Below are 874 nucleotides of genomic sequence, written 5' to 3'. Positions count from 1 at the left end.
AGGCAATGTAGATGGCGATCCGGTAACGACAGTTGTTACTGATACGGATGGTAATGTAAATGACGGTCCGGACTATTTAGATATTGATGCAGATGACGATGGTATTGCGGACAATGTAGAGGCGCAACCAACAGCCAGTTATACTGCCCCAAGTGGTACTGATAATGACAATGATGGTATTGATGATGCGTATGATCCGGTATGTAACTTAGCGGATGGTACGGTTCCGGCGGATGGTAATGCCGATGAATGTACGGCTGCAGGCTTTGTAGCAGGTACGAGTTTAGCCCCTGAGGACACGGATAGTGACACGACTCCAGATTACTTAGATACGGACAGTGATAATGATGGGATCAATGATGTGATTGAAGCCGGTCAAGGTACCGCAGTAGGTACTGATGCCGATGGCGATGGTTTGGATGATGGTTTTGATACGGTAGACACTACCGGAGCTACCCCAGATGTCAATGATAATTTAGATACGGGAGCCATTGGTACGGACAATGCAGATGATGCGGATCTGACGGAGGTTGACTTCAGAAGTATTTTAGATGCCGATAATGATGGTATAGCAGATAATGTAGACGAAGACGATGACAATGATGGTATTCCTGATGTGGTGGAGAGTGATGGTAACGATCCAAGCGGGGATGATGATGGAGACGGTATCCCGAACTACCAGGATGTGGACCCTGATGGACTACCGGGCACTCCGGATTTAGCGGACAGTAATGGAGATGGTATTCCGGATATTTATGACAATGACAATGATGGTGTTCCGAATCACTTCGACTTAGACAGTGACAATGATGGTATCTATGATATCATTGAGACGGGCAATGCGGGATTAGACAGTGATGACGATGGTATTGCT

Annotated in this window: 1 pseudogene; it reads left to right on the top strand. The window is 46.6% G+C overall.

Features of this window, described 5'->3' with window-relative positions:
* A pseudogene (locus tag ACFSR1_RS19600) lies at window positions 1–874 on the top strand (hypothetical protein); the annotation flags it as partial.

The organism is Aquimarina rubra (assembly GCF_042684305.1).
Classification (GTDB): domain Bacteria; phylum Bacteroidota; class Bacteroidia; order Flavobacteriales; family Flavobacteriaceae; genus Aquimarina; species Aquimarina rubra.
The sequence above is the reverse complement of the archived record's forward strand: the minus strand, read 5'-3'. Positions and strand labels throughout refer to the sequence as shown.